The organism is Motilimonas pumila (genome assembly GCF_003596335.1).
GTDB lineage: Bacteria > Pseudomonadota > Gammaproteobacteria > Enterobacterales > CBDFNC01 > Motilimonas > Motilimonas pumila.
The window spans coordinates 71965-98288 of record NZ_QZCH01000012.1; the positions used below are offsets into that span (position 1 = coordinate 71965).

A 26324-nucleotide genomic window follows, 5' to 3' on the forward strand; every position below is an offset into this window, starting at 1 on the left:
CTGAAATAAAAAGCGCCTTAGGGCGCTTTTTTTTGGTTGTCGGATTGAGGGTGTTTTATTTTCATAACCATGTGGCGAATGAACATAAGTGCGACTAAACACAAGGTAAACAATAACCATTGCTGAGGCCAAGCCATTGGCTCAAATCGCATCGTTCCACCCACACAAAATGCGGCTAGGCCGACACAAAATGCCAGGGCTTTCAAGCGTGCTAACTCCAGTAACATCATCAATAGGGCAAAAGACAGCCAATGCCATTGATTGACGTGGATTAATAAATCAATCATAGGTATTATCCTTGCCGATTAATCTGGATTTTCGCATCTTTTATAACTCAATTGTTTGTCTTTGGTGTTTTTTATTCCCAAATGGAATATGAGATTCTCATTAATTATTTTACGAGATATCAGTCTCAATTTATAGTTGCTCAACTTGCGAACCTAGGTGTTTTTATGGATTACCTCCCAATTTTTACCAAACTACAGAGCCAACCATGCTTAGTTGTTGGTGCGGGTGAAGTCGCAATCCGTAAAATTCATTTGTTACTGCGGGCTGGCGCCGAAGTAACGGTATGTGGCATCGAGTGTCGCCCCGAAATTGCAGAGTTAGCAGAGCAGGGCAAATTGACCCTTTTACTACAGGCGTTTGATGAGTCTATGGTATCGGGTGTTCGTTTGGTGATTGCAGCAACTGACAGTATTGACGTGAACAAACAAGTGGCCACCGTTGCAGATGCCCAAGGCATCTTTGTTAACGTGATTAACGAGCCTGAGCAAGGCAGTTTTGTGATGCCTTCGATTGTTGACCGCTCGCCCATGTTAATTGCCATTTCCAGTGCCGGTCATGCCCCCGTATTGGCGCGTATGATAAGAGAGAAGCTGGAAGGTATTTTACCTAAGCATATCGGCCCGCTGACTGCGTTAGCTGGGCAGTTTCGCGAAACGGTGAAACAACAATTAGCGAAACCCACCGCAAGACGTCGATTTTGGGAAACGCTATTTAGCCGAGGTGAAGTGGCCAGCTTGCTTGAAAAAGGTCAAGGCCAGCAAGCGCAGCAAAAAATCTTAAGCTCGTTAGAAGGTTTCACGGCTCAAGGTGAAGTAGCTCTCGTTGGCGCAGGACCGGGCGACCCATCGCTGATAACGCTCAAGGCGTTACAGTTGATGCAGCAAGCAGACATTGTATTGTTTGATCAGTTGGTTTCAACCGAGACCTTAGAGCTGGTTCGCAAAGATGCTAAATTAGTGAATGTGGGCAAAGAAGCCGGCAAGCACAGCGTGATACAAGAAAAAACCAACGAGTTGTTGGTGCAATACGCCAAAGCCGGCAAGAAAGTCGTGCGATTAAAAGGCGGCGACCCGTTTATTTTCGGTCGCGGCGGCGAAGAATTAGAAGAGTTAATCGAACACCAGATACCGTTCCAAGTGGTGCCAGGGGTGACTGCCGCGTCAGGTTGTTCCAGTTATGCAGGTATTCCGTTAACTCATCGAGATTATGCTCAGTCAGTAGTATTTGTGACGGGGCACAATAAGGCTCAAGGGGCAGGACCTAACTGGGCCTCCTTAGCGCAAGCCAATCAAACCTGTGTGTTTTATATGGGGTTATTGCAATCCGCTAAGATACAGCAGAATTTAATAGAAGCAGGTCGCGCAGCGTCGACCCCAGTGGCCATAGTGTCAAAGGGAACGCGGCAAGACCAACAAGTTATTACAGGGCAGTTATCACAGTTGGTGGAACTGAGCCAAGAGGTGCAACCTCCGGCTTTGATCATCGTCGGTGAAGTCGTCAGTCTTGCAGATAAGTTAGCCTGGTTTGGCCAACAAGCAGACGCCGGTCAAGCTGCCTCATCATTAATAAATCTAGCCTAACGGAGTAGAAAATGGACCAACAAAGGTTAACACACCTTAAGCAGTTGGAAGCAGAAAGCATTCACATTATTCGTGAAGTAGCCGCCGAGTTCGATAACCCGGTGATGTTGTATTCAATTGGTAAGGACTCAGCAGTGATGCTGCACCTGGCGCGTAAAGCTTTTTACCCAGGTAAGCTGCCATTTCCTTTGTTACACGTTGACACTGACTGGAAATTCAAAGAAATGATTGAATTTCGTGACAGACTAGCAAAAGAGTATGGTTTTGATTTATTAGTGCACAAAAACCCTGAAGGGTTGGCGATGAACATTAACCCATTTGTTCATGGCAGCTCAAAACACACAGATATTATGAAAACCCAAGGCTTAAAGCAGGCTTTGAACGAGCACAAATTTGATGCTGCGTTCGGTGGTGCACGCCGTGATGAAGAAAAATCGCGTGCCAAAGAGCGAGTGTACTCTTTCCGTGATAAGAACCACAGATGGGACCCTAAAAACCAACGTCCTGAGCTATGGAATACCTACAACGGTGCAGTAAACCAAGGCGAAAGTATTCGTGTATTCCCTCTATCAAACTGGACTGAGTTGGATATCTGGCAGTACATTTTCTTAGAAAATATCGAAATTGTCCCGCTTTACCTTGCCAAAGAGCGCCCTGTGGTTGAGCGCGATGGCACGTTAATCATGGTTGATGACGAGCGTATGCCGCTAGAAGAAGGCGAAGTACCACAAATGAAGAAAGTACGTTTCCGTACCTTAGGTTGTTACCCGCTAACGGGGGCGATTGAGTCTGAAGCTGAAACCTTAAGCGAAATCATTGAAGAAATGCTACTGGCTAAAACCAGTGAGCGCCAAGGTCGTCTTATCGACAGTGACCAAGCGGCATCAATGGAATTGAAGAAACGTGAAGGTTATTTCTAAGGGATAAGACAATGAACAGCTTAATCGAAAAAGAATTAGAAGCGTCAGGTAGCATTGAACAATACCTAACGAAACAACAACACAAAAGCCTACTTCGTTTACTGACTTGTGGCAGTGTTGATGACGGTAAAAGTACCCTGATTGGTCGTCTATTACACGACAGCGCGCAAATCTATGAAGATCAGCTTGCTACGTTGCACTCTGACAGCCAAAAAATGGGTAATGCCGGTGAAGCATTAGACCTTGCACTATTGGTAGATGGCTTAGCCGCTGAGCGTGAGCAAGGCATTACGATTGATGTTGCTTACCGTTACTTTTCAACTGAAAAGCGTAAGTTCATCATTGCTGACACCCCAGGGCATGAGCAATACACGCGTAACATGGCAACAGGTGCATCTACCTGTGAGCTAGCCGTTATCTTGATTGACGCCCGTTACGGCGTATTAACGCAGACTAAACGTCACAGCTTTATTGCTTCACAGCTAGGCATCAAGCATTTTGTCGTTGCGGTTAACAAGATGGATTTAGTGGATTTCTCCGAAGAGAAATTTGAAGCCATTAAGCGTGATTACCTTGAGTTTGCGGAAGGCTTAGCAGACATCAACATCAGTTTTGTGCCTCTGTCAGCCCTTAACGGTGACAACGTAGTGAGCAAAAGCGAATCGATGTCATGGTACCAAGGCAAGCCATTACTGACATTATTAGAAGACGTACAAGTACAAGGTGAGCTGCTACAAAAAGACTTCCGTCTTCCGGTGCAGTACGTTAACCGTCCAAACCTCGACTTCCGTGGTTTTGCCGGTACTATCGCTGGCGGTCAAGTTGCGGTAGGTGATGCCATCACAGCGCTGCCTTCTGGCAAACAGTCTGTAGTGAAAGAAATCGTGACTTTTGATGGTAATCTTGAGTCTGCTTTTGCAGGTCAAGCTATTACTTTGACGTTGGAAGATGAAATCGACGTCAGCCGCGGTGACGTAATTGTTAAAACGGGTCACGAGCCATTATTGGGTAACGCGTTTGAAGCTAACATCGTATGGATGACAGAGGACGCGCTTGTTCCTGGTCGTCAATATGACTTCAAATTAGCGACCAAGAAAACGCCTGGTTTTGTGTCTGCAATCAAGCAACAAATTGACGTTAACACCCTAGCGCGCTCTGACGCCAGCCAACTAGAGCTGAATGCGATTGCAACCTGTCAGGTTGAACTAGAAGAAACGGTTGCATTTGACCTTTACCGTGACGTACCTAATACAGGTAGCTTTATCATCATTGATCGTCTAACTAACGTTACAGTTGGTGCGGGCATGATCCAGCAAGCGGCAACAGCACAAGCAGCAACACACGAGTACAGTGAGTTTGAATTAGAGTTTAATTCATTGGTTCGTAAACACTTCCCGCACTGGCAAGCGCTTGATATCAGCAAGCTAGCGGAGAAGTAATCCGATGACGCTAGACCAAGGATGGGTTTTAGTTATATTAGCAGTGTTAGTTACGCTGTTAATTGCTTCCAAATTAAGGCCTGCCTTGTTGTTTGGCGTTGCGGTTTTAATCTGTTACTTAGCCGGATTGCTGCAGCTACCGGCTATTATTGACAGTTTCAGCAATACTTCCTTGTTGGTATTGGTGTTGTTATTGGTGGTCTCCACCGCTATCGAAAAAACAAGGCTGATATCCTGGATCAGTCAGCAATTATCCAGTGGCAGTTATTTTAGTGTGGTGGGCAAGCTGGGTTTGTCGACGGCATTTTTATCTTCGTTCACCAATAATACCGCAGTTGTTGCGTCATTAATTGGCGCCATAAAGCGCAATAGTCATCATGCGCCTTCGCGGTTATTAATCCCGCTTTCTTATTCCGCTATTTTTGGCGGCACCTTAACCTTAATTGGTACTTCCACTAACCTGATAGTTAATAGTTTTGTAGTGGATGCAGGTTTACCAAGCTTAGGTTTTTTCGAATTTTCTTTGGTTGGTTTAGCCGGTTTTGTGGCCGGTATGATAGTACTAATGATACTCAGTCCCGGGTTACCAGACACTAAAGCCAGTCAAAGTGAACAAGCGGACTATTTTTTAGAGGCTAGGGTCAACTCCGGCTCTCCGTTAATTGGTAAAACGGTTTCCCAAAACAACCTGCGTAACTTACAACAACTTTACTTAGCAGAAATCGTTCGAGATGGTCATCGCATATGCCCTGTATCTCCAGATGAGTGTTTATTGAAAAATGATGTATTGCTGTTTTGTGGTAACGTTGAAAGCGTAGGGATATTGCAAGATTTTCCTGGTTTAGACCTATTTGCCGAGCACCACCTTAAAGGCCAAGACCTGGTGGAAGTTATCGTCAGTCACAGCGCCTCAATTAAAGGCAAAAGCATTAAAGAGTGTCACTTTCGTGAAGAGTTTGACGCGGTTGTGGTGGCGATTCGCCGGGGTCATACGCCACTAGAGGGTGGCTTAGGTAATATTTTATTACGCGAAGGCGATACTTTGGTACTGGCCCCAGGAAAAAGCTTCTATAAAAATAAACGATTAGCGCGAGAGTTTGTCGTGGTCAGTGGAGTTGATGCGAGTACCCGCCTAAACAGTAAGCGTAGTGCGGGTGTTATGCTTGGTTTTACCAGCGTAATTGCATTGGCTGTGTTAGATATATTTCCCTTAATCAAAGGGTTGATAGTATTTTTAATTGCATTACTTGCGACAAGCACATTAAGTTGGAACGAAGTAAAGCGCCGTTTTCCTTTTGAGATTTGGGTCGTGGTTGGGTCCGCATTAAGCATTGCTCATCTGATGACTGAAACAGGTCTGGCATTGCGACTTGGAGAGTTAATTCAAGCGCAGTTTAATGGCTTTGGGGTCATGGGAGCCTTTATTGCTGTGTTCCTTATCACGCTTATCTTGACCGAAGTGATTACCAACAACGCGGCTGCAGCGCTGGCTTTCCCCATTGCTTATAGTTTAGCGATCAGTTACGGCGTGAGTCCTATGCCTTTTATTATGGCGGTGATATTTGGCGCCAGTTCCAGCTTTATTTCGCCATATGGCTATCAAACCAACCTGATGGTGTATAGCGCGGGCAACTACCGTTTAAAAGATTATTTGAAAATAGGCATCCCTGTGTCGGTCGCCTATTCCGCAACGGTATTAACTACCATTCCAATATTTTTCCCTTTTAGTTAGGACGTTTCATGGCAGATGAAAATATAGTGTGGCATCAGCACGACATTGCAAAGCAAGAGCGCAGCCAGCAAAAAAAACAAAAAGCCTGTGTTCTGTGGTTTACTGGTTTAAGCGGCGCAGGTAAGTCTACCGTTGCGGGTGCAGTGGAACAGCGTTTACACGAAATGAATGCTCATACTTACTTGTTAGATGGCGATAACGTGCGCCATGGCTTATGCGGTGACTTGGGTTTTAGCGACGAAGATCGCAAAGAAAATATCCGCCGAGTGGGTGAAGTAGCTAAACTCATGGTAGATGCAGGATTGCTTGTCTTAACAGCATTTATCTCGCCTCATCGCGCAGAGCGTCAATTAGTTCGCGACTTGCTACCAGATGCCGAGTTTATCGAAGTCTTTGTTGATGTTCCCTTAGATATTTGTGAGCAGCGCGATCCAAAAGGCTTGTACAAAAAAGCACGTGCCGGAGAAATTAAGAACTTTACTGGCATAGACTCTGTTTATGAAGCGCCCGATAACCCTGAAATTCGCGTTGAAAATGGCGACCAGCCACTGTCGATAGCAGTCGATCAAATCATTCAATATTTGGAGCAACATGGCTACCTCAACCAATAATCTAATACAAAGTGTTTGTGATATTGCCCGCCAAGCGGGTGAAGACATTCTGGTAATTTATCAGCGTGACTTTGCAGTGCAAACCAAAGCCGATGAGTCGCCTTTGACCGAAGCAGACCTTGCCGCCCACAAACGAATTGTGGCAGGTTTGAAAGCATTAACCCCTGATATCCCTATTTTGTCTGAAGAAGACGCGAATATCAGCTGGCAAGAGCGCCAACAATGGCAAAAATTTTGGCTGGTCGACCCACTAGACGGCACCAAAGAGTTTATTAAGAAAAACGGTGAATTTACCGTTAACATTGCATTAATTGAGAATAACCAGCCTGTATTAGGTGTGGTGTTTGCTCCGGTGTTGGACAAAATGTATTTTGCTGATGACGAAGGTGCATTTTTAACTTCTAGCGCTGGCACAAGAAAGCTGAACGTAGTGACGCCAGCAGCAGGCGAAGTGATTAAAGTGGTGGGAAGTCGCTCTCATCCAAGCCCAGATTTGGCTGAATACCTCACCCGGTTTGAGCAACATGAGATGGTCCCTGTGGGCAGCTCATTGAAGTTTTGTATGGTCGCTGAAGGTTTAGCGCACACTTACCCAAGACTTGGACCAACGATGAACTGGGACACAGGTGCTGGCCATTGCGTCGCTGAAAAAGCGGGCGCTAAAGTACGCCAGTTAGATGGCTCGCCATTACGATACAATCACCAAGAGTCTTTACTCAACCCGTACTTTGAAGTCGTTTAGGCATTCACTGACTTGATTACTTGAGCTTTTCTGTCACAGAAGATTGAAAAGCTCATTATTTATGCATCCCACCGTTTTAAACTTTCTTTTACTGAACCCAGCTCACCCGTTCCTAATGGCGTTTTGGTTTATATCTAATTGATATTCAGCTTTTATTCAGCTTTGCTTTGGCATAATGAAGCCAGTTAAATGAATCAGAGAGAATAACAATGAAAAAGATTATTAACGCTGTGCTTATCACTTTATTAATGTTGACGGCTGTGCCAGCAACTGCTGCGAAATACAATCATTCAGGCATTAAAAAAGTCATTCGCCATAATGGTTTTAGCTGTAAAGACGTGAAGAAAGTTAACAGCATACAGCAGTCAAAATGGCTTAACGTAGTGTGCCGCCAGTTCAATGACAACATGGCACGCTTTAAAGTGAACGTGAAAACTGAAAAAGCTTACAAATTATAATCTGTTTACCCTAAGCAACCGGGTCGCCTAGGGCAAGAATCCGCTTTATTCCTTTTCTAAACTACTCGCATAAACCTCAGGCACAAAAGTTTGTTCGTTAAGTGGCGCGCGTACATAGCCTGTTTTATTAATAGGGGGCAGGTTTATCTCGCTGTCCGCAACGCTTTGATAATCGATTTGCGATAAAAAGTGGCTGATACAATTGAGCCGCGCAGCTTTTTTAATGTCAGAATTAACGACCCACCACGGGTTTTGCTTGGTATCGGTATAAGCAAACATTTCATCTTTGGCTTTGGAATATTCGGCCCAGCGGCTGCGTGATTCAAGGTCCATAGGACTAAATTTCCAGCGCTTTAGCGGGTTATTGATCCGGTCAATAAAACGTTGCTCTTGTACTTCATCGGACACAGAAAACCAGTATTTGATTAAGGTGATACCAGAGCGTGTCAGCATGCGCTCGAATTCTGGGCAAGAGCGAAGAAACTCTTGGTGTTCATCTGGGCTACAAAATCCCATGACATGCTCGACGCCGGCGCGGTTATACCAGCTACGATCAAATAATACGATTTCTCCTGCCGCCGGAAGGTGCGAGACGTAACGCTGAAAATACCACTGGGTTTTTTCTCTGTCAGTTGGAGCGGGTAGGGCCGCCACGCGACAAATTCGAGGGTTAAGCTTTTCAGTAATACGTTTGATCACGCCGCCTTTACCCGCGGCATCTCGGCCTTCAAAAATAACCACTATTTTTAGCTTTTCTTGAACGACCCATTGTTGCAGCTTAACGAGCTCTGTTTGTAATTCGAGTAACTTTCTTTCATATTCTTTTTTTTTCAACTTTGCCATCGTCCTTCCTTAATTGGCTGAGATACCTCTAAATTTAGCGCAAAGACAGCTTTATTGCAGCGAGAACAGCGGCTAAGGTTAACTTATGAGTAGTTATTGAATATTGGCTGCTGTCGTTTGTTCAAGCTGCCGAAGGAGTCAACCCAGTATGCGGGCGTACCTTAAAAGCTATTTGATGATGTCGATAGGGGCTGGCTTAAGCGGTGCTGCTTTATGCGCCTCAATTGAGAGTAATATAGACGTTGAGATTATTATTCCTTCGGCGAATGCCACGCCTCAAGGCTTAGTGGTGTATCAGCCTAACCGGCAAACAAAAAGTTATTTCTATTCTTACCACAAGGCGCTTAGCCCAAGTTGTCGCTGGTTGTCTAAGCGACTGACTTTACTTCACTCTTGGTTGGACTCTGTCAGTGAACCACCTTATCCCGAAGCTCAGTTTATTTTGCAGCAGGAGTGGTATAAGCGGCAACGAGACTGGATCCAACAAGGCTGTAAGGCAAATTTTAGATAAAAAAAAGCCTAGCAATCGCTAGGCTAATACAAGGAATAATTTACAAGGAGATAACGCTTTATCGTCTTGTGCTCACACAGCCAGCGGCTGTGTGATAAAAATGGTTTGGCTTTTAAAAAGCGAAGGCATTGGCTTGCTATGCAATGCCCCTAACCGGAACAAGCGATATAGTAATGTGATGAAACTCACATTGCAATAAAAAGGTGTAACAAAACTACAAAATTATTCTAAATAAACACTTTCTTGCTGTTTTTGTTGGCAAAATACCCTTGAAATTCTGTAATGGGATTACATATCTAATACATCCGCGTCATGAATCTCTTCTAACTCTAGTAAATTAATCGCAACACTGACGAAGTCGGTATCAGTAATAATGCCTACTAGCTTGCCGTTTTCAACGACAGGCAGACAGCCAAAACGGTGTTTTTGGATGTAAATAGCAGCCGCTTTTACACTGGCATGGGGATCAACAGTCGTCAGTTTGGTTTTCATTATTTGACCAAGGGAGACGCTGGAAGAGGAGGATTTTACCGACGTATCGGCTTGAATATTTGACTCTTTTGCTGCTAGCACATCACGTTCTGTTATCAAACCAGTAATGGCGCCTTCATCATTTACAATCGGCACATGGCGGATCATTTTTTCCTGCATCAAGGAAGCCGCGTCGGCTAGCGTATTTGCTGCAGTTAACGTGAGAGGTTTCGCTGTCATAATGTCGGAAACAGTAATCATAATAATACCTCCTTTAGTGCGTGTACCTTCAATCTAAAGACTCTTGTAACAACAGATGTTGATCTTTATCAATAGTTATACCGAATGTACATCCTGCTGTTAAAAAGTGATTTTATGTAATTTTACATTGCTAAATGAATTTATGTTATTTTTTTATACTGTTTAAGCATCCGTTAGTCCTTACTAAACTGGTATCACTACGACGAAGGTCTAAGCTTTAATAACCCCTAGGTTAAATCGCAAGGTGACAAGATGACCGAGAGTGTTACGCCCTTGTTTGTACCTATTAGTTTAGTCCGTTGCTTATTATTAAGCTTATGTTTAGTACCATTCTTATCTTCTGCAGCATTGCCGAGGATCGTCGGGGGCGAGAGTGTCGCAGGCGAGCAATGGCAGGCCGTCAGTTTGCAGTATGGTCGCGGCAACGGCATTTATCACTTTTGCGGCGCTTCAATCATCGCGGAGCGTTGGTTACTCACCGCTGCCCATTGTGTCAATGCCAATGGTATTGATGCCAATCGCGATGGTTTGTTGGATCAACCCGTATCTGCTTTCATAGGTCAAAGCGAACTAGGGTTATCAAATCGAACCGATTACCGCCTTGAAGTTGCCGCGATCATTATTCACCCCGATTTTGATGCATACACATTAGCCAATGATATAGCATTACTATACCTTGCCGATGCGGTGACAGGACCTACTGCTGCGCTTGGTGAAGAGCATATCGATGAACTAGCACAAAATAATGCAATTCATCGTGCATTTGGTTGGGGCGCGACCGACCGTGCAGGGGTAAATTTCCCGAGCACATTGCAACAAGTTGATCTTGAACATATTACTTGTCAATACAACGACGTGCCACAACACGTCTACTGCGCCGGTGGTCAAGCCCTAAAAGATGCTTGCTTTGGTGACTCCGGTGGCCCGGCGTATGTTTTGCAACAAGGGCGGTGGTTACAGTATGGCATTACCAGCTTTGGCGCAGCTGGCCGCTGTGGTTCAGCCGGATTACCGACGGCCTTTACGTTTGTACCTGCCTTTAAGCCTTGGATTAAGCAGCAGCAAGGTTTATTGCACTTTGGGTTAACGCCTGTATTTGAGAGAATTTCCCAGCGACAAACGGTGCAACTGTTTAACACCTCCACTTCTGCTATGAATATTGCTCGTGTGTCGCTCTCAAGTAGCGCCAAGCTAACATGGTTTGACGACTGCACGGGGCAAAGGCTTGAGCCTGATGAGTTTTGTAACTTGCAGATATTGTTGGAAGGGCAAAATGATTTAATTAATGACGTGGTCCTAGAGGCCATTTCTGAAACCGGCATTACCGCGATAAAACGTTTTGCTATTGCCCTTGAAGCCGATAACCAAGTAGAAGATTTAGACCGTGCGGCAGGACAAGCTGGAGGTGGCGCAATAGGTTGGTTAAACTTGTTTATTGCGCTGATGATATTGCGCGAAAGAGCAAAGCTTGATTAGCGCCTATTTAAGGCTATCTTTTATTTAGCTTGGGCCTAGTTTACTTGCTATTAGACGGTTGCCCGCCTAGACTACCGACCTTCTATTTTTATGGCATGCAGTGATGAAAGTTACCGATTTTTCATTTGACCTTCCAAACGAGCTAATTGCTCGCTACCCACAAGCAGAACGTACCGCCAGCCGGTTATTGAGTTTAGATGGCAACAGCGGCGAGCTAGCCCACTTACAATTTGCAGACATAGAAGCGCAATTGCAAGCCGGTGACCTGTTGGTTTTCAATGATACTCGCGTGATCCCTGCTCGGATGTTTGGCCAAAAAGAAACCGGTGGAAAGTTAGAGGTGCTGGTTGAACGCATGTTAGATGACAAGCGTTTTTTAGCTCACGTTCGCTGCTCTAAATCGCCCAAGCCGGGTAATAAATTGCAGTTGGAAGGTTCAGTTAATGCCACCATGATTGCGCGCCATGACAGTTTATTTGAAATAGAAATTGACGACAGTCGCTCTTTGCTAGAGGTATTAGAAGCGGTAGGCCATATGCCTTTACCGCCATACATAGACCGTCCAGATGAAGATGCTGATAAAGAACGCTATCAAACCGTGTATAACAAAAAGCCAGGCGCTGTCGCGGCACCCACCGCGGGTTTACACTTTGACCAAGCACTCCTCGCACGTCTAACAGAAAAAGGTGTCGAGCAAGCTTTTGTTACCTTGCACGTTGGAGCGGGCACTTTTCAGCCGGTCAAAGTGGATAAGGTAACGGATCATCAGATGCACTCCGAATACGCGGAGGTTCCACAGGATGTGGTCGATAAAATTTTGGCAACAAAAGCCAATGGCGGCAGGGTAATAGCGGTTGGCACTACCTCGGTCCGTTCATTAGAAAGCGCAGCTCAAGCAAGCATAAGGCAAGGCAAACCTCTGGCCCCGTTCATGGATGATACCCAAATATTTATTTATCCTGGCTACCAGTTTCAATTAGTGGATGCCATGATTACTAACTTTCATTTACCTGAGTCGACCTTGATCATGCTGATCTCAGCATTTGCAGGTTACGACAATGTAATGAAAGCTTACCAAGCGGCGATTACTGAAAAGTATCGCTTTTTTAGTTACGGTGATGCGATGTTTATCCGTCGTAATGAGCACGTAACTGTTCCTTCGTTCACTTAAATTCGGTCGGACTGTTTTTCCGGTTTGAAGAGGTAGCAAATGAAATACGAACTATTAAATACAGACGGCCGCGCCCGCCGCGGACGTTTGGTATTTGAGCGCGGTACGGTAGAGACGCCGGCATTCATGCCAGTAGGTACTTACGGTACGGTTAAAGGCATGACGCCTGAAGAAGTGGCCAGTATTGGCGCAGAGATTATTCTGGGGAATACTTTTCACTTATGGTTACGTCCGGGACAAGAGATCATGCGCCAACACGGTGATTTACATGATTTCATGAATTGGCACGGGCCAATACTGACCGATTCCGGTGGCTTTCAGGTGTTTAGCTTAGGCCATATCCGAAAAATTACTGAGGAAGGGGTGCATTTTCGCAACCCAGTGAACGGCGATAAAATTTTCTTGAGCCCTGAAGGTTCAATGGATATTCAATACGACCTAGGCTCAGACATCGTGATGATTTTTGATGAATGTACGCCTTACCCGGCGACGGAAGCTGAAGCTGAAAAGTCAATGCAGATGTCTTTACGTTGGGCTAAGCGTAGTCGTCAGCAGTTTGAGCAAAAACAAAACCCCAATGCGCTTTTTGGCATTATTCAAGGTGGCGTTTATGAGCACCTACGTGATGTTTCGCTGGCCGGTTTGATGGATATTGGTTTTGATGGTTACGCGATTGGCGGATTAGCCGTCGGCGAGCCGAAAGAAGATATGCACCGCATACTGGAACATATTACGCCTAAAATCCCTGCCGATAAACCACGCTATTTAATGGGCGTCGGTAAGCCAGAAGATCTAGTTGAAGGTGTTCGCCGTGGCGTTGATATGTTCGATTGTGTGATGCCAACCCGTAATGCGCGAAATGGTCATTTGTTCACCAGTGAAGGCGTGATCAAAATCAGAAATGCGAAACATCGTGACGACACTAACACTTTAGACGCAGAATGCGACTGTTACACTTGTAAAAATTATTCTCGGTCATATCTACATCATTTGGATAAGTGTAACGAGATCCTTGGCGCGCGTTTAAATACCATTCATAACTTGCGACATTATCAGCGAGTCATGCAAGGTTTGCGCAACGCTATCGAGCAAGGTAAATTAGACGACTTTGTGACAGAATTTTATGGCAAACTCGGCAAGCCGGTTCCGCCTTTAGATGAAAAATAACTTTAATAATATTGGGGAAAAACAATGAGCTTTTTGATTTCTAATGCTTATGCTGCACCAGCTGCTGGCGCCGAAGGCGGTGGCATGTCTATGATTTTTATGTTAGTTGTATTTGCAGCAATTTTCTATTTCATGATCTTTCGTCCGCAGAATAAGCGCGCAAAAGAGCAGAAAAACTTGATGGCATCACTTTCAAAAGGAGATGAAGTGTTGACTCATGGTGGCCTGGTTGGTCGTATTGTGAAGGTAGCAGAAGATAACGATTATATTGCTATTGAACTAAACGAAAATAACCAGATTGTTCTCAAAAAAGACTACATTAGTGCCGTGTTACCTAAAGGCACATTAAAGTCTCTATAAGTCTACAAGGACGTTTACTGTGTTAAACAAATACCCGTTGTGGAAGTACTTGATGCTGATCTGCGTGATCTCCGTCGGTATGCTGTACGCAACACCTAACTTATACGGTGAAGACCCTGCGGTGCAGGTGTCTGGAAAGCGTGGCGCAGAAGTTGAATTAGCCACGGTTTCTAAGGTCACTGATGCCCTTGCACAAGCCAATATTGAAGTGAAGAGCTCAGCCCTTGAAAATGGCAAGCTATTGGTTCGTCTGGTGAAACCAGAAGACCAGTTAACGGCTAAAGAAATCATGGCTGACGTGCTAGGTAGTCAATTTACCACCGCACTTAACCTTGCTCCAGCGACGCCTGCTTGGCTCGAAGCCATTGGCGCAGGCCCACTCAAATTGGGTCTTGATTTACGTGGTGGTGTTCACTTCCTGATGGAAGTCGACATGAACGCGGCAATTGCCAAAGCGAAAGAGCAAATGGTCAGCGATTTTCGTTCTGAACTAAGAGAAGAAAAAATTCGCTATCGCGGTGTCCGTGAAAACCCAAAAGCAAATGGCGTCATAGTGCGTTTTGCTGATGAGGAAACTCGCGATGCGGCTGAAACGTTCTTAAAGCCAAAATACAATGGCTTCTTGTTTGATGACTCAGAAGCTGATGGTGTGTACTTGCTTACCGTGACCATGAGTGATGACGAGCTTAAGCAGACTAAAAACTACGCTCTTGAGCAAAACATTACCATCATTCGTAATCGTGTTAACCAGCTTGGTGTTGCAGAGCCTTTGGTACAACGACAAGGTGCTGAGCGCATTGTGGTTGAACTACCGGGTGTACAAGATACCGCGCAGGCGAAAGAGATTCTTGGCGCGACCGCCATGCTGGAATTTCGTTTAGTTGACGAAAAAACGGACGTACGTGATGCTGTTGCTGGCCGTCTACCATCAACTTCGCAAGTTTATCAAAATCGTGAAGGCCAGCCTTACGTGTTGCAAAAGCAGATCATGCTAACCGGTGACCACATTGTTGGCGCACGTTCAAGCATGGATGAATACAGTCGTCCGCAGGTAAATATTGACCTGGACTCACAAGGTGGCAGCAAAATGTCACGGGTGACCAAAAGCAATATTGGTAAGCCTATGGCGACCTTATTCATCGAATGGCTACCCACTGGTGAAGTGGACGCTGAAGGCAAGAAAAAGCTTGAAAAGCACGAAGAGATTATCAACGTAGCGACAATTCAAGCGCAGTTAGGCCGCAGTTTCCGAATCACAGGTATCGATAACCCAGCAGAAGCGCACAACCTTGCACTGCTATTGCGTGCGGGTGCTTTGATTGCACCGATTCAAATCGTTGAAGAACGTACAATCGGTCCTAGCATGGGTAAACAAAACATCGAAAATGGTATGCAGGCAATGATTTACGGCCTGACCGCAGTGGTTATCTTTATGGCTATTTACTACCGTGCGTTTGGCTTAGTGGCTAACGTGGCGCTACTGGTGAATATCGTGATGATCGTGGGCGTTATGTCGATGGTACCGGGGGCAACTCTGACCTTGCCTGGTATTGCTGGTATTGTATTGACCGTTGGTATGGCGGTGGATGCGAACGTGCTTATCTTTGAGCGGATCCGAGAGGAGTTGCTTGACGGTAAGAGCGTGCAGCAAGCCATTAACCAAGGTTATGGCAATGCTTTCTCAACCATTGCCGATGCCAACATTACTACCTTGATCACTGCGTTTATCCTGTTTGCTGTGGGTACGGGTCCAATCAAAGGTTTTGCGGTGACATTAATGATCGGTATTGCGACATCAATGTTTACTTCTATCGTGGGCACTCGCTCTATTGTTAACCTTATTTGGGGCGGTAAACGTCTCAAGAAGCTGTCGATTTAACAAGGAGTAAGTGACTATGTTTCAGATTCTAAAACCAGGCGACACGATCAACTTCATGCGCTACTCCAAGCCGGCTTCATTGTTTTCGGCATTGTTAGTAGTTGCTGCGATTGGCATCATGGCAGTAAAAGGCTTCAATTGGGGTCTCGACTTTACGGGTGGTACCTTAATTGAAGTAAGCTTTGAGCAGCCTGCTGATTTGCCGCAAGTGCGCGAAGTGCTAGCTGAGAAAGGCTTTAATGACGCTATCGTGCAGCATTTTGGTAGCTCAAAAGAAGTCATGGTGCGTGTAGCACCTCGCGAAGGCATAAAAGGTGAGGTCATTGGCCAGAAAATTTTAGCTGCGCTGAAGTCTGATATTGATGCTGGCGTTGAAATGCGTCGTATCGAGTTTGTTGGACCTAACGTGGGCGAAGAGCTGACAGAAGATGGTGGCTTGGCTATATTAGTTGCCTTAGCTTGTATCTTAATTTACGTTAGCATGCGTTTTGAATGGCGCTTAGCATTGGGCTCAGTGTCTGCCCTAGCTCACGACGTTATCTTAACTTTGGGGGTTTTCTCGCTGCTTCAACTTGAGTTTGACCTTACGGTACTCGCTGCGATACTCGCCGTGGTCGGTTATTCATTAAACGATACTATCGTTGTCTATGACCGTATCCGTGAGAATTTCCGCCGCGTTCGTAAAGGTGGTCCCAAAGAGATCGTGGATATCTCATTAACACAAACATTAAGCCGTACCATGATAACCTCGGGTACAACCTTGTTTGTATTGGTAGCCTTGTTCGTCAAAGGTGGCACCATGATCCATGGCTTTGCATCGGCTTTGTTGATTGGTATCTTCGTGGGTACATACTCGTCGATTTACGTTGCCAGTGCGCTGGCCGTAAACTTGGGTATATCGCGCGAGCACATGATCCCAGTGGAAATTGAAAAAGAAGGCGCAGACCAAGAGCCATTGGCGTAATCTTGCGTGTCTTTTAACGTTTTAAAACCCGCTTCGGCGGGTTTTTTGTTATGGTAAGTATTATTTGTGCAAGGAGATCCCAGTATGCAGCATAGTCAGCGCTTTTTAGATTTGGTTGACGCCAGTCGCCAAGTTATTCAAGAAACCAATGTGGCCCAAGTTGAGCAGTGGCAAGCGCAGGGCGATGCGTTTGTACTGATTGATAACCGTGAAGAAAGTGAGTGGGCGAAAGGACATATCCCTGGCGCTGTTTATATGGGGCGCGGTATTTTGGAACGAGATATTGAACATCGCTACCCCGACCTTGACCAGAAAATTGTGGTTTATTGTGGCGGTGGATATCGCTCAGCGCTTTCAGTCGAGAACTTACAGAAAATGGGTTATCGCAATGTGTGGAGCATGGACGGTGGGATCAGGGGGTGGCAACAAGCTAATTTGCCATTAAGCGAAAGTTAATCGAAGCATTAAAAAAGGCGCCATAAAGCGCCTTTTCATTGCGTATCGCGGTAATTAGCGAATGGCGTCCGTTAGGTGAGGGCGAATTTTAGCAAGCATAGTTTTAACCACTTTTGGGTTACCCGCTACCAAGTTGCCTGTTTTAACGTAGTTATGGTTACCGGCAAAGTCAGTGACGATTGCGCCTGCTTCTTTTGCAATCAATTCGCCTGCTGCAAAATCCCAAGGCTTTAAGCCTAATTCAAAGTAGCCGTCGGCTCGGCCGGCTGCCACATAAGCAAGGTCTAGCGCAGCAGAGCCCGCGCGGCGCATATCGCCTGCGTCAGCAAAAAGAGAAGCAAAGATACTTAAATAAGTTTCAAGATTATGCTTTTGCTTGAACGGGAAGCCCGTGGCTAAGATAGCACCGTTGATATCTTTGTTGTTACTTGCACGAAGGCGGTAGCCATTGAGTTGAGCGCCAGCACCACGGGAAGCGGTGAATAGCTCGTTACGAATTGGATCGTATACCACAGCTTGTTCAATTTTGCCTTTGACTAAAAGGGCAATTGAAACCGCAAAGTGTGGGATACCTTTGATGAAGTTAGTCGTACCATCTAGTGGATCGATTACCCATTGATGATCTGTGTCAGCCCCTTCCAACTCACCGCTTTCTTCCGCGATGATAGAGTGGTCAGGGTAAGACTTACGAATAGTATAGATAATAGCTTGTTCAGCTTCTTTATCGAGATTAGTTACAAAGTCATTAAGACCTTTCTGTTCAACTTCGACGTTGTCAAATTGTTCGTAAGCTTTTGCGATCAGATCGCCCGCGTTACGTGCTGCACGTACCGCGATATTTAGCATTGGATGCATATCGGATTCACCACTAGATGTTAAAGAACATTGTATAAAATTACGGCGCGCAGTCTAACAAGGGTTATCTGGCGAGTAAAGCAAAAAAGGCGTTTTTTCACCGTCATGCTGTGATAGAATCCGCGCTTTTATAGCGACTCAGAGTAAAACCATGTTAGACAATGTTCGTATCGTGCTAATCGGCACCTCTCATCCTGGCAACATTGGCAGCGCGGCTAGGGCCATGAAAACGATGGGATTGTCAGACTTGGTATTGGTCAGTCCTGAGTGTGAAGTCGATGGCCACGCGATTGCGATGTCAGCGGGTGCATCGGATGTTATCAAAGATGCCCAAATCGTCGAAACCTTAGAAGACGCGTTAGCGCCATGCCAATTAGCCATCGCAGCCAGTGCCCGGTGCCGAACCCTCAACTGGCCGATGTTAGATACCCGCGAAATGGGCAAAAAAGTGGTGACAGAAGGTCAAGAGGCCAAAGTCGCCATTGTTTTTGGTCGTGAACGAACCGGCCTAACCAACGAAGAACTGCAACGTTGTCAATTTCATGTCAATATCCCGGCTAATCCGGACTACTCCTCACTCAACCTAGCCATGGCGGTACAAACTTTAAGTTACGAGGTCAGAATGGCGTTCTTGAATCAAGAACAATGGCCGAAAACTGAGCAAGAGTACCCATTATCAGAAGATTTAGAACGTTTTTATAAGCATTTAGAAAGCACAGCTGAAACAATAGGCTTCATTATCAAGCAACACCCAGGTCAAGTGATGAATAAGCTGCGCCGTTTCTTCAATCGTGCCAGGCCGGAATCACAAGAGCTGAATATCCTTCGTGGCTTTTTAAGCTCGATAGATAAAACGGCTCAAGGCATCACACGTCCAGAAAAGCGTAAAAAAGGCCAATAAGCTTATTACGCAATGTGTTAATTGGTCAGTCCAAAATACCCGAGTAAAACACTAGGATATTTACTTGACTAAAATAGTCAGTTATTAAATAATGCCCGTATATTAATAACAGAGATACGTGATGAGACTGACTTCAAAAGGACGTTATGCAGTAACGGCAATGCTTGATGTTGCTTTGCACACAGATCGTGGTCCAGTACCGCTGGCTGAAATATCTGAGCGCCAAGGCATTTCATTGTCGTATTTAGAACAGTTATTTTCAAAAATACGCAAAAAAGGCTTAGTCTCCAGCGTACGCGGCCCTGGTGGCGGTTATCTGCTTGATAAGCCTTTGGCTGATATATCTGTAGGCATGGTTATTTCAGCGGTTGATGAGTCTGTCGATGCACGCAAATGCATGGGCAGTGGCGGCTGCCAAGATGGCATCCAGTGCCTCACTCACTCATTGTGGAATCAACTCAGTGAGCGCATCAGCGAATTCCTTAACGGGATCAGTTTGCAAGAATTAGTCAGTAATGCCGAAGTCAGGCAAATTGCTGAAGCACAAGATAACAAAATGAAATCAGCCAGCATCGAAAGCAAGCTGGTAAATAAGTTAGACCAATTAGAAGTAAATTTTCGCTTATAGCAATGTGAGATGCACAACTGAGCGTGACTCGTTGTGCAGATAATGGAGAACAAAATGAAGTTGCCAATTTACCTGGACTATTCTGCTACCACCCCGGTTGACCCTCGTGTGGCAGAGAAAATGATGCAATACCTGACTCTGGACGGCAATTTTGGTAATCCAGCTTCGCGCTCCCACCGATTTGGTTGGCAAGCTGAAGAAGCCGTAGATATTGCCCGTAACGACATCGCGGATCTGGTTAATGCAGACGCCCGTGAAATTGTTTTCACTTCTGGCGCGACAGAATCAAATAACCTTGCCATCAAAGGCGTTGCTAATTTTTACGGCAAAAAAGGTAAGCACATCATCACGGCTAAAACAGAGCACAAGGCGGTACTTGACCCTTGTCGCCAATTAGAGCGTGACGGTTTTGAAGTGACTTACTTGGATCCAAATGACCAAGGCATTATCACGCCAGAGCAAGTGCAAGGTGCGTTTCGTGAAGACACCATTCTTGTCAGTATCATGCACGTGAATAATGAAATTGGCGTCATCCAAGACATTGCTGCTATCGGTGAGTTGTGTCGCAGTAATAAAATCCTATTCCACGTAGATGCTGCGCAAAGCGTAGGCAAAATGCCGATTGACCTAAAAGAGCTAAAAGTAGACTTAATGTCTTTCTCTGCCCATAAAATCTATGGTCCAAAAGGCATTGGCGCACTTTACGTTCAGCGTAAACCTCGTATCCGTCTAGATGCTCAAATGCACGGCGGTGGTCATGAGCGCGGCATGCGCAGTGGTACGCTACCTACTCACCAAATTGTGGGTATGGGCGAAGCATTTAAAATTGCTAAAGCAGAAATGGCGCAAGAAAACGAGCGTATTATTGCTTTACGTGACCGCTTATGGAATGGCGTAAAAGACATGGAAGAAGTGTACGTGAATGGCTCTGTAGAGCAGCGTATTGCCGGTAACCTAAACGTCAGCTTTAACTTTGTTGAAGGTGAGTCGTTGGTAATGGCATTGAAAGACTTAGCCGTATCTTCAGGCAGTGCATGTACTTCTGCTAGCCTAGAGCCTTCTTATGTTTTGCGTGCACTAGGGCGTGACGATGAATTAGCACATAGCTCAATTCGTTTTAGCATTGGTCGCTTTACCACTGCTGAAGAAATTGACTATGCAATTGACATTATAAATAAAAATATTGGTCGCTTACGTGAGATGTCACCGTTGTGGGACATGTTCAAGGAAGGCATTGATTTGAGCACCGTAGAATGGGCTCACCACTAATATCGGCGACAACAGACTTAAGCATTGGAGTAATAAATTATGGCTTACAGCGATAAAGTAATTGATCATTATGAAAACCCTCGTAACGTAGGATCTTTTGAAAAAAATGATCCTACCGTCGCAACCGGCATGGTGGGTGCACCGGCTTGTGGTGATGTGATGAAACTGCAACTTAAGATCACTGAAGAAGGTGTGATTGAAGACGCGAAGTTTAAAACTTACGGTTGTGGCAGTGCGATTGCTTCTAGCTCGCTCGTTACTGAGTGGGTCAAGGGCAAAACTCTGGATGAAGCAGCAGCGATCAAAAATACTGACATTTCTGCTGAACTGGCGTTACCGCCAGTAAAAATCCATTGTTCTATCTTAGCGGAAGACGCGATCAAAGCGGCAATCGACGACTACAAAAGTAAAAAAGCATAAGCAAGCTAAGGCGGAAACATGGCAGTAACAATGACACCTCCGGCTGAAAGCCGGGTACGTGACTTCCTTGCTAATCGCGGTAAAGGCGTTGGCTTACGCCTTGGCGTTAAAACTTCTGGCTGTTCAGGTTTAGCATACGTGCTTGAGTTTGTTGACGAACTTAACCCTGATGACGAGGTTTTTGAACAAAATGGCGTTAACGTAATCGTTGACGCCAAGAGTTTAGTTTACCTTGATGGCACCGAATTAGATTTTGTTAAAGAGGGCCTGAATGAAGGCTTCGAGTTTAACAATCCTAATGTCGATGGGGAATGTGGCTGCGGCGAAAGCTTTAGTGTGTAAGGGCGATAAGTGAATTATTTCGAGTTATTTGGCTTAAGCCAAGACTACAATCTCGACACTCAAAGCCTTGCCGAGACTTATCGTGAATTGCAAAAGCGTTTTCACCCTGACAAGTTTGCCAATGCCAGTGAGCGCGACAAGCTGTTAGCATTGCAAAAAGCGTCAGAGATTAACGACGCTTTTCATACGTTAAAGGCGCCTTTACGGCGCGCAGAGTACCTGTTAGCTTTGGCTGGGCTCGATATCCGCGGTGAACAGCAAACTTTGCGCGATCCTGGTTTCTTAATGCAGCAAATGGAGTGGCGTGAGCAATTAGAAGAAATTGCTGGCAGCGCCAATCCTGACGATGGAATCGTTGAATTGCAGCAAACCTTGCAAGCAGAGAAAACAGCATTACAGCAAACGCTGCAACAGTGTTTGGCTGAGCAAGCTTTTGAACAAGCTGCCAATGCCGTGAGAAAACTTAAATTTGTGTTCAAGTTTGAAGATGAACTTGAACAACTAGAAGAATCCCTCCTGGAATAAAACAATATGGCGTTACTTCAGATTGCAGAGCCAGGTCAAAGCGCTGCACCTCATCAACGAAAACTGGCTGTGGGCATCGATTTAGGTACCACTAACTCTCTAGTGGCCAGCGTTCGTAGTGGTCAAGCTGAAACCTTAGTTAATGAAGCGGGCATCGACATAATCCCTTCTGTCGTGCATTACGGTGAAGAGGGCGTTTTGGTTGGACAAGATGCCCAAGCTCTTGCCATCAGTGACGCTGAAAATACTTTGGTCTCTGTTAAACGTTTAATGGGCAAAGCCCTATCAGATATTGACCCACAGCAATTGCCGTATCAATTTTCTGAACAACAAAATATAGAAATACAAACCCGCAGTGGCGTGGTTAATCCGGTACAAGTCAGCAGTGAAATCTTAAAAAGTCTAACTCATACTGCTTTGCAAACCCTGGGTGATGAACTCAGTGGCGTAGTGATCACTGTGCCGGCTTACTTTGACGATGCCCAGCGCCAAGCAACCAAAGACGCTGCGCGATTAGCCGACTTAAACGTATTAAGGCTGTTAAATGAGCCCACTGCTGCTGCGATTGCCTATGGTTTAGATTCTGGCCAAGAAGGTGTGATCGCGGTTTATGACTTAGGTGGCGGCACGTTTGATATTTCTATTTTGCGCCTTAACAAAGGCGTATTTGAGGTATTAGCCACTGGCGGCGACTCTGCTTTAGGCGGCGACGATTTTGATGAACAAATCGTGGCTTGGATTATGGAACACGCAGGTTTAAGCGTGCCACTTTCAAGCAGCTTACAACGAGAGCTAAAACAAGCCGCGTGTGATGCCAAGCAAAGCTTAACCGATCAAGATACGGTGACAGTCACCATAGAGTCTCTTAACTGGTCGCAGTCGCTAACAAAAGCTGAATTTGAAGGCTTGATTCAACCTTGGGTCAAAAAGACCTTAATCGCGTGTCGACGAGCATTAAAAGATGCCGATGTAGACCAAGCGCAAGTGCAACAAGTTGTGATGGTTGGCGGCTCTACTCGGGTGCCTTTAGTACGTGAAAAAGTGGCGCAGTTTTTTGCTAACGAGCCCTTAACCAGCATCGACCCTGATAAAGTCGTGGCCGTTGGCGCCGCGATACAAGCAGACATTCTTGTGGGGAACAAACCTGACTCGGAAATGCTGTTGTTAGACGTAATACCTTTATCGCTAGGCATTGAGACGATGGGCGGTTTGGTGGAAAAAATCATTCCTCGCAATACCACGATTCCTGTAGCTAGAGCGCAAGAGTTTACCACCTTTAAAGATGGTCAAACGGCAATGGCCGTACACGTTACCCAAGGGGAACGTGAATTGGTGGATGACTGCCGTTCTCTCGCCCGTTTCGAGTTGACGCAAATACCTGCTATGGCAGCGGGTGCTGCGCATATCAGAATTACCTTTCAAGTGGATGCTGACGGATTATTGAGCGTCACCGCAATGGAAAAATCTTCTGGCGTACAAGCATCGATTGAGGTAAAACCTTCATACGGTTTGGCAGAAGATCAAATCGCAGATATGCTGAAAGACTCAATGCAACACGCGAAAGAAGATATTCGAGCACGCATGTTAGCTGAGCAAAAGGTGGATGCCCAAAGGGTACTGGAAACCTTACAAGCTGCGCTAGGTGCAGACGGTGCTGAGTTGCTTTCAGACGCTGAACTGTCAGACATTCAGCAAGCAGTGTCGGCGTTACAAGTGGCTGCTGAAGGGGATGATGAAAAAGTAATTAAGAGCGCTATTGAAAAGCTTGATAGTGCAACCAGTGAGTTTGCTGCTCGTCGAATGGACGCGTCTATTCGAAAAGCATTACAAGGACAATCGGTCGATAAGGTGTAGTATGCCAAAGGTTATATTTTTACCCCATGAAGAGTTATGCCCAGAAGGTCTGGCGGTGGAAGCTGAGCAAGGCGAGAACGTATTGTCCATCGCTTTAAAAAACGGGATTCATATTGAGCATGCTTGTGAAAAATCCTGTGCTTGTACCACTTGTCATGTGGTACTGCGTGAAGGATTTGACTCATTAGAAGAAAGCGATGAGTTAGAAGACGACATGTTAGACAAAGCATGGGGTCTAGAGCCGGAATCTCGACTAAGCTGTCAAATAGAGGTGGCTGACGAAGACCTTGTGGTAGAAATCCCTAAATATACCGTTAACATCGTTTCAGAAGGCCACTAATTTCAAGTTAACCTCGAGAGGTGAACATGAAGTGGATAGACGTAAATGATGTTGCCACAGCGTTAGCGGAGCAATACCCAAAAGTAGACCCTACTCAAGTTCGGTTTACTGAACTCAGAGATAAAGTTATTGAATTAAAAGACTTTAAGGATGAGCGTGATTGTAACGAGCGGATTTTAGAAGCCATTCAACAATGCTGGATTGACGAAGTTGAATGAGCGTTTTAACCTCAAGCTAACCCGCACAAAAACCTAAGCCAAGGCTTAGGTTTTTTTATGCCTAAATAACCCTAAAGATTCGTTAGTTATACTTTTATATTCCACCTTTTAGGGCAATAAAAATACATGTTTAAGCATTGAAGTTTGGTATGCTAAATCATTATCTTGTGGAATCAGAGGAAGCTATGTCCCAATCATTTTCAATTTCGCTGAGTCAGCAAACCGCTGATGAGTGTTGGGGAAAAAACGCATTATTAAGTTTTCAAGGTCAGCAAGCGACCATTCACTTAGACGCCAGTAAAGACGAATTACGCCAAGTACAACAAGCGGCCCGAAAATTGAGTGGAATGGGCATCCCTGCTGTCACCTTAGTGGGCGAAATATGGCAACAAACCAGTCGCTGGGCATTTTATCAAGGCTTCTACAATGCTAAAACAGGTGCCAATGTTGAGTGGGGTGATGTGACCGAGGCGCAAGCTTCAGAATTGGACGCGCAAAAGCTCGCCGTCGATTGGGTACGTGGTGCCATCAACAAAACGCCGGAAGAGCTAGGGCCCTCGCAGTTAGCTTTACAGGCTGCAGAGCTGCTGAGCGACATTGGCAAAGAACACGTAAGCTACCGCTTTATTGGCGGTGAAGAGTTATTGCAACATGGTTTTGTGGGGATCCACCACGTTGGTCGGGGCAGCGTGCGCCCTGGCGTGATGTTGCAACTTGATTATAACCCAACCGGTAACCCTGAAGCAGAGGTGGATATTGCGCTGGTAGGCAAGGGCATTACGTTTGATTCAGGCGGTTACAGCATCAAGCCATCAAATGGCATGGCGGCAATGAAAAGCGACATGGGCGGCGCCGCGACATTAACCGGTGCCCTTGCGCTGGCCATGATGCGAGGCCTTAAAAAGCGAGTGAAACTGTTTTTATGCTGCGCCGAAAACTTGGTCAGCGGTCATGCATTTTTATTAGGCGATATCATCACCTACAAAAATGGCGTGACAGTAGAAGTGCTCAATACGGACGCGGAAGGGCGCTTGGTGTTAGCGGACGGTTTGATTGCAGCCACAGAAGCGAAGGCTAAATATATTCTTGACGCAGCCACCTTAACTGGCGCAGCGAAAGTGGCCGTTGGGCGTGACTATAATAGTGTGCTGGGCATGGATGATGAGTTAGTACACCAATTGCTGAGCTGTGCTAAATCTGAACAAGAGCAAGCTTGGCCTTTGCCATTGGCCCCTTGGCACAGTGAGCAAATCAGCTCTAATTTTGCCGATATTGCCAATATTGGCTCGGGTGAAGGCACCGCTGGCGCCAGCACGGCTGCGGCCTTTCTGGCTAAGTTTGTCGAGCAGCCAGAGCAAAATTGGGTGCACATGGATCTATCAGGGGCATACCAGCCTAGCGGTAACGATCTTTGGGCTGCAGGAGGCAAAGGCCACGGCGTGAAAACCATTGCTCACTGGCTATTGAGTTAAGGTTAAAATGCACTAAGCCAAGCTTTTCTGGCTTTACCTGTGTAAGGCCCTTAACTTAAGGTTAAGGGCTTTTTTGTGTTTGCGTTGTCGGGAAGCAATAAAGAACAAAGCCTTCCTCTTAACTAGGCGAGGTTACTTCAGGCCGCTTCAGCGATGACGCGGTACCCAGTC

At 45.7% G+C, this 26324-nt stretch carries 29 protein-coding genes; 25 read left to right on the forward strand and 4 right to left on the reverse strand.

Annotated features, from left to right (window positions below):
* Positions 1 to 17 precede the first annotated feature (17 nt).
* Positions 18 to 287, reverse strand: a complete 270-nt coding sequence (locus tag D1Z90_RS10640; protein WP_119910736.1) for a hypothetical protein — start codon at positions 285 to 287, stop codon at positions 18 to 20.
* 165 nt (positions 288 to 452) lie between these two features.
* Here D1Z90_RS10640 and cysG point away from each other — a divergent pair, with 165 nt between their 5' ends.
* The 7 genes from cysG (at position 453) to D1Z90_RS10675 (ending at position 7770) form a co-directional block, all read left to right on the forward strand.
* Positions 453 to 1868: a siroheme synthase CysG gene (gene cysG / locus D1Z90_RS10645; protein WP_119910737.1), complete on the forward strand. Its 1416-nt coding sequence runs from the start codon at positions 453 to 455 to the stop codon at positions 1866 to 1868.
* Between the two features lie 11 nt (positions 1869 to 1879).
* A complete protein-coding gene (cysD, locus tag D1Z90_RS10650) occupies positions 1880 to 2788 on the forward strand; it encodes a sulfate adenylyltransferase subunit CysD (RefSeq protein WP_119910738.1) in 909 nt (302 codons plus the stop codon).
* 11 nt (positions 2789 to 2799) lie between these two features.
* Positions 2800 to 4227 carry a sulfate adenylyltransferase subunit CysN gene (gene cysN / locus D1Z90_RS10655; RefSeq protein WP_119910739.1) on the forward strand — a complete coding sequence of 476 codons (1428 nt, stop codon included), beginning with the start codon at positions 2800 to 2802 and terminating at the stop codon, positions 4225 to 4227.
* Positions 4228 to 4231: 4 nt separating this feature from the next.
* A complete protein-coding gene (locus D1Z90_RS10660; protein ID WP_119910740.1) occupies positions 4232 to 5959 on the forward strand; it encodes an SLC13 family permease in 1728 nt (575 codons plus the stop codon).
* Between the two features lie 8 nt (positions 5960 to 5967).
* Complete coding sequence (gene cysC, locus D1Z90_RS10665; RefSeq protein WP_119910741.1) at positions 5968 to 6570, forward strand: adenylyl-sulfate kinase; 603 nt, start codon at positions 5968 to 5970, stop codon at positions 6568 to 6570.
* Positions 6551 to 7312 (forward strand): 3'(2'),5'-bisphosphate nucleotidase CysQ, encoded by a 762-nt coding sequence (gene cysQ / locus D1Z90_RS10670; protein ID WP_119910742.1) that lies wholly within the window; start codon positions 6551 to 6553, stop codon positions 7310 to 7312. The genes cysC and cysQ overlap by 20 nt, the downstream gene beginning before the upstream one ends.
* A 209-nt stretch (positions 7313 to 7521) precedes the next feature.
* Entirely contained in the window at positions 7522 to 7770 is a 249-nt protein-coding gene (locus D1Z90_RS10675) for a hypothetical protein (RefSeq protein ID WP_119910743.1), read from the forward strand.
* Between the two features lie 45 nt (positions 7771 to 7815).
* Here D1Z90_RS10675 and ppk2 read toward each other — a convergent pair whose 3' ends face one another.
* The gene (gene ppk2 / locus D1Z90_RS10680; RefSeq protein ID WP_119910744.1) at positions 7816 to 8613 is read right to left on the reverse strand and encodes a polyphosphate kinase 2; all 798 of its coding nucleotides are present in this window, start codon (positions 8611 to 8613) and stop codon (positions 7816 to 7818) included.
* Between the two features lie 148 nt (positions 8614 to 8761).
* On the opposite strand from ppk2, the gene D1Z90_RS10685 reads away from it, so the two are divergent.
* On the forward strand, positions 8762 to 9124 hold the full coding sequence (locus D1Z90_RS10685; protein WP_119910745.1) for a hypothetical protein: 363 nt from the start codon (positions 8762 to 8764) through the stop codon (positions 9122 to 9124).
* A 288-nt stretch (positions 9125 to 9412) separates the two neighbouring features.
* Here the strand turns inward: D1Z90_RS10685 and D1Z90_RS10690 are convergent, their stop codons facing one another.
* Complete coding sequence (locus D1Z90_RS10690) at positions 9413 to 9856, reverse strand: CBS domain-containing protein (RefSeq protein ID WP_119910746.1); 444 nt, start codon at positions 9854 to 9856, stop codon at positions 9413 to 9415.
* Between the two features lie 252 nt (positions 9857 to 10108).
* On the opposite strand from D1Z90_RS10690, the gene D1Z90_RS10695 reads away from it, so the two are divergent.
* From D1Z90_RS10695 to D1Z90_RS10725, 7 genes are all read left to right on the forward strand, one after another.
* Positions 10109 to 11332 (forward strand): S1 family peptidase, encoded by a 1224-nt coding sequence (locus tag D1Z90_RS10695; RefSeq protein WP_119910747.1) that lies wholly within the window; start codon positions 10109 to 10111, stop codon positions 11330 to 11332.
* Between the two features lie 103 nt (positions 11333 to 11435).
* Positions 11436 to 12503, forward strand: coding sequence for a tRNA preQ1(34) S-adenosylmethionine ribosyltransferase-isomerase QueA (gene queA / locus D1Z90_RS10700; RefSeq protein ID WP_119910748.1), 1068 nt, complete (start codon positions 11436 to 11438; stop codon positions 12501 to 12503).
* A gap of 39 nt (positions 12504 to 12542) precedes the next feature.
* Positions 12543 to 13670 (forward strand): tRNA guanosine(34) transglycosylase Tgt, encoded by a 1128-nt coding sequence (gene tgt / locus D1Z90_RS10705; RefSeq protein WP_119910749.1) that lies wholly within the window; start codon positions 12543 to 12545, stop codon positions 13668 to 13670.
* 24 nt (positions 13671 to 13694) lie between these two features.
* On the forward strand, positions 13695 to 14030 hold the full coding sequence (gene yajC / locus D1Z90_RS10710; protein ID WP_119910750.1) for a preprotein translocase subunit YajC: 336 nt from the start codon (positions 13695 to 13697) through the stop codon (positions 14028 to 14030).
* Between the two features lie 19 nt (positions 14031 to 14049).
* Complete coding sequence (gene secD, locus D1Z90_RS10715; RefSeq protein WP_119910751.1) at positions 14050 to 15909, forward strand: protein translocase subunit SecD; 1860 nt, start codon at positions 14050 to 14052, stop codon at positions 15907 to 15909.
* Positions 15910 to 15925: 16 nt separating this feature from the next.
* Entirely contained in the window at positions 15926 to 16873 is a 948-nt protein-coding gene (gene secF / locus D1Z90_RS10720; protein WP_119910752.1) for a protein translocase subunit SecF, read from the forward strand.
* Between the two features lie 84 nt (positions 16874 to 16957).
* Positions 16958 to 17329, forward strand: a complete 372-nt coding sequence (locus D1Z90_RS10725) for a rhodanese-like domain-containing protein (RefSeq protein ID WP_119910753.1) — start codon at positions 16958 to 16960, stop codon at positions 17327 to 17329.
* A 54-nt stretch (positions 17330 to 17383) separates the two neighbouring features.
* Here D1Z90_RS10725 and suhB read toward each other — a convergent pair whose 3' ends face one another.
* The gene (gene suhB, locus D1Z90_RS10730) at positions 17384 to 18184 is read right to left on the reverse strand and encodes an inositol-1-monophosphatase (protein ID WP_119910754.1); all 801 of its coding nucleotides are present in this window, start codon (positions 18182 to 18184) and stop codon (positions 17384 to 17386) included.
* A 151-nt stretch (positions 18185 to 18335) separates the two neighbouring features.
* Between suhB and trmJ the strand changes: the two genes are divergently transcribed.
* The 10 genes from trmJ to pepB all read left to right on the forward strand — a co-directional run bounded on the left by trmJ (position 18336) and on the right by pepB (position 26153).
* Complete coding sequence (gene trmJ, locus D1Z90_RS10735) at positions 18336 to 19085, forward strand: tRNA (cytosine(32)/uridine(32)-2'-O)-methyltransferase TrmJ (RefSeq protein WP_119910755.1); 750 nt, start codon at positions 18336 to 18338, stop codon at positions 19083 to 19085.
* 121 nt (positions 19086 to 19206) lie between these two features.
* Positions 19207 to 19713, forward strand: coding sequence for a Fe-S cluster assembly transcriptional regulator IscR (gene iscR, locus D1Z90_RS10740; RefSeq protein ID WP_119910756.1), 507 nt, complete (start codon positions 19207 to 19209; stop codon positions 19711 to 19713).
* Positions 19714 to 19767: 54 nt separating this feature from the next.
* Positions 19768 to 20982 carry an IscS subfamily cysteine desulfurase gene (locus D1Z90_RS10745; protein WP_119910757.1) on the forward strand — a complete coding sequence of 405 codons (1215 nt, stop codon included), beginning with the start codon at positions 19768 to 19770 and terminating at the stop codon, positions 20980 to 20982.
* A gap of 39 nt (positions 20983 to 21021) precedes the next feature.
* Positions 21022 to 21402, forward strand: coding sequence for a Fe-S cluster assembly scaffold IscU (gene iscU, locus D1Z90_RS10750; protein ID WP_119910758.1), 381 nt, complete (start codon positions 21022 to 21024; stop codon positions 21400 to 21402).
* Positions 21403 to 21420: 18 nt separating this feature from the next.
* A complete protein-coding gene (gene iscA / locus D1Z90_RS10755) occupies positions 21421 to 21744 on the forward strand; it encodes an iron-sulfur cluster assembly protein IscA (RefSeq protein WP_119910759.1) in 324 nt (107 codons plus the stop codon).
* Positions 21745 to 21753: 9 nt separating this feature from the next.
* Complete coding sequence (gene hscB, locus D1Z90_RS10760) at positions 21754 to 22269, forward strand: co-chaperone HscB (RefSeq protein WP_119910760.1); 516 nt, start codon at positions 21754 to 21756, stop codon at positions 22267 to 22269.
* A 6-nt stretch (positions 22270 to 22275) separates the two neighbouring features.
* Positions 22276 to 24123: a Fe-S protein assembly chaperone HscA gene (gene hscA / locus D1Z90_RS10765; protein WP_119910761.1), complete on the forward strand. Its 1848-nt coding sequence runs from the start codon at positions 22276 to 22278 to the stop codon at positions 24121 to 24123.
* 1 nt (position 24124) lies between these two features.
* A complete protein-coding gene (gene fdx, locus D1Z90_RS10770; protein ID WP_119910762.1) occupies positions 24125 to 24463 on the forward strand; it encodes an ISC system 2Fe-2S type ferredoxin in 339 nt (112 codons plus the stop codon).
* Between the two features lie 20 nt (positions 24464 to 24483).
* Positions 24484 to 24681, forward strand: coding sequence for a Fe-S cluster assembly protein IscX (gene iscX, locus D1Z90_RS10775; RefSeq protein WP_198419131.1), 198 nt, complete (start codon positions 24484 to 24486; stop codon positions 24679 to 24681).
* A 185-nt stretch (positions 24682 to 24866) separates the two neighbouring features.
* The gene (gene pepB, locus D1Z90_RS10780; protein ID WP_119910764.1) at positions 24867 to 26153 is read left to right on the forward strand and encodes an aminopeptidase PepB; all 1287 of its coding nucleotides are present in this window, start codon (positions 24867 to 24869) and stop codon (positions 26151 to 26153) included.
* The last annotated feature ends 171 nt before the right edge of the window (positions 26154 to 26324 follow it).